Raw genomic sequence first — 2,624 nt, 5'->3', positions numbered from 1 at the left:
TGACGCGTGCGGTGGCCGACAGCGTGCCGGTACCGGTGATTGCCTCCGGAGGCGTCGGCAATCTGGATCACCTGGTCGACGGCATCCGCGAGGGCCACGCCACCGCGGTGCTGGCGGCGTCGATCTTCCACTTCGGCGAATTTACCATACGCCAAGCCAAGGACCATATGGTACGCGCCGGGTTGCCGATGCGGCTCGATCCCTGACGAGTCCTTGTGCTAAAAGCGCCGGACTTCACGAAAGTGTGACGCCCGATCCCCGGGCGGCGCGTGTTGGGTTGGGTTGATGCCGCGTTTCACGATCCATGATCTCGCCGCCACCATCGATGCCCGCGCGGCGTCGGGAGGAGAGGCGTCCTATACGCGCAAACTGCTGGACAAGGGTTCGGAGCATTGCGCCAAGAAGCTGGGCGAGGAGGCGGTGGAAACCGTGATCGCCGCGGTCGAGAACGATCGCGAGCACCTCATCGCCGAAAGCGCCGATCTGCTGTTCCATCTGTTGGTGCTGCTGAAGTCGCGCGGCGTGACGCTTGAAGACGTCGAGGGCGCGCTGGAAAAGCGCACGACGATGTCCGGACTGGAAGAGAAGGCCGCGCGCAAGCGCGACGGCACATGAGGGTTTTCGGACCTTGCTCGATGTGAAAGTTTGAGGGGCGGCTTCATGGATATTCGGGCAGCGGACCAGCAGTACAATCCCTACCGGATATTCTCCAGGGAGCAATGGGCGCGGCTGCGTGACGACGCCCCGATGACGCTGGAAGCCGGTGAGATCGCCAGGCTGCGCTCGATGCACGACCGGCTCGATCTCAGGGAGGTCGAGGAAATCTATCTGCCGCTGTCGCGCCTGCTCTCGATCTATGTCGAGGCGATGCAGCGGCTGTATTTCGCGCAGCGGCGCTTCCTCGGCATCCAGGACCGCAAGATGCCCTACATCATCGGGGTCGCCGGATCGGTGGCGGTGGGCAAATCGACCACCGCGCGCGTGCTGCAGGCGCTGCTGGCGCGCTGGTCGCCGCGGCCGAAGGTCGATCTGATAACCACCGACGGCTTCCTGTATCCCAATGCAGTGCTGGAACGGCAGGGCCTGATGCAGAAGAAGGGCTTTCCCGAAAGCTACGATCTGCCGAAGCTGCTGTCGTTCCTCAGCGACATCAAGGCAGGAAGGCGGCCGGTACGGGCTCCGGTCTATTCGCATCTCACCTACGACATCATTCCGAACGAATGGATCGAGGTCGACCGGCCGGACATCCTGATCGTCGAGGGCGTCAATGTGCTGCAGACCGGTCCGCTGCCGCGCGATGGCAAGGCCGTTCCGGTGGTTTCGGACTTTTTCGACTTCTCGGTCTATATCGATGCCGAGGAACAGGTGCTGCGCGACTGGTACGTCACCCGCTTCCTTGCTCTGCGCGATACCGCGTTCCACGATCCGCGTTCCTACTTCCATCGCTACGCTCCGCTCTCCGACGAGGAAGCGATCGCCACCGCGCTCGCGATCTGGGAACGCACCAACCTTGCCAATCTGGAAGACAACATCCTGCCGACCCGGCCGCGGGCGACCCTGATCCTGACCAAGGGCGCCGATCACGTGGTGGAGCAGGTGGCGCTGCGAAGGCTGTAGTGACCGTTCGAATTGATTTGCCGCGTGCGAAGGGTGGACAAAAGGCGCGCGTTGCGCCGTGTCCGCCATTGACGAGGTGCGATAAGATGGTGGGCACGCATCGACTCGCGCATTCGCGCGACTCGCCCGCTTTGCCCACCCTACCGCAATCGTGCGTGCGCGCCGACTCGGGCGCCGCAAGCCCGCTTATTTCAGCGCAAGCGGCGTTTCCTCGTCGAGGAAACCCATCAGTTCGTGGAAGAATTGCATGCGGTTCTTTTCCATCATCACCGTATGCGTTCCCTCGGAGAGTTCGATCAGCCGCTTGTACGGTGTATTCTTCAGCTGCGCGAAATAGCCTTGCGCCAGGTAGCTGGGAAGGTCTGCGTCCCATTCGGCGTGCAGCAGCAGGGTTGGTACCGTGATCTTGCCCGGGTCGTATTGGGCCTTGCCTGCGCTCCAGTATTTCATGTTGTCCTGGATGACGCCGTTCGGCGCCCGCAGCATCGGCGGATTCTGCTTCCCTGATTCGGGATCCGTTGCCCAGGTCGCGTCCGCCCAGGCCTCGAACACGCCGGCCGGGATCAGGTCCGCCTGCTTGTCCTCGGCGACGCCCTTCAGCCAGCGCGCCCTGGCTGATTCCCTGGAAACCAGCCGGTAAGCGCCGAGCGGCGGCGCATCGGCGGCCACCGGCGCAGGCGGTTCGTTCCTGATCCATTGCGGCGCGTAGAGCACCAGGCGGTTGACCTTGTCATTGTGCTCGCTCGTATACATTCCGGCGATCGAGGTCCCCCACGACCAGCCCATGACGTTGATCTTTGCAACCTTGCGCTTTTGGAGGATGTAATCGACTGCAACGCCCAGATCATGCGCTGCGACCTCGGTCGATACGATGGGTTTGTTCGCCGCCGGCGGCTGGTTCATTTCGGCAGGACGGGTCGAGCGGCCATAGCCTCTGACATCGACCAGGTAGACGTCGTAGCCGCGCGCGGCGATCAGCTCCATCATCGATACGCCCTCGATGGGCA

At 63.0% G+C, this 2,624-nt stretch carries 4 protein-coding genes; 3 read left to right on the top strand and 1 reads right to left on the bottom strand.

Going from position 1 to position 2,624, the window contains the following annotated elements:
• The 3 genes from ABSG20_RS34290 to coaA all read left to right on the top strand — a co-directional run.
• Positions 1 to 206 (top strand): HisA/HisF-related TIM barrel protein (locus tag ABSG20_RS34290; RefSeq protein WP_423868865.1); only part of this gene is annotated, 206 nt, incomplete at its 5' end.
• Between the two features lie 79 nt (positions 207 to 285).
• Complete coding sequence (locus ABSG20_RS34285; protein WP_423868864.1) at positions 286 to 615, top strand: phosphoribosyl-ATP diphosphatase; 330 nt, start codon at positions 286 to 288, stop codon at positions 613 to 615.
• Positions 616 to 660: 45 nt separating this feature from the next.
• Entirely contained in the window at positions 661 to 1,617 is a 957-nt protein-coding gene (gene coaA / locus ABSG20_RS34280) for a type I pantothenate kinase (protein WP_423868863.1), read from the top strand.
• Between the two features lie 186 nt (positions 1,618 to 1,803).
• Here the strand turns inward: coaA and ABSG20_RS34275 are convergent.
• Positions 1,804 to 2,624, bottom strand: an 821-nt coding sequence (locus ABSG20_RS34275) for an alpha/beta hydrolase (RefSeq protein WP_423868862.1), incomplete at its 5' end; no start/stop codon positions are given.

It is taken from the genome of Bradyrhizobium sp. (assembly GCF_049512235.1).
Classification (GTDB): Bacteria; Pseudomonadota; Alphaproteobacteria; order Rhizobiales; family Xanthobacteraceae; genus Bradyrhizobium.
This window is presented reverse-complemented; position numbering and strand designations above follow the sequence as displayed.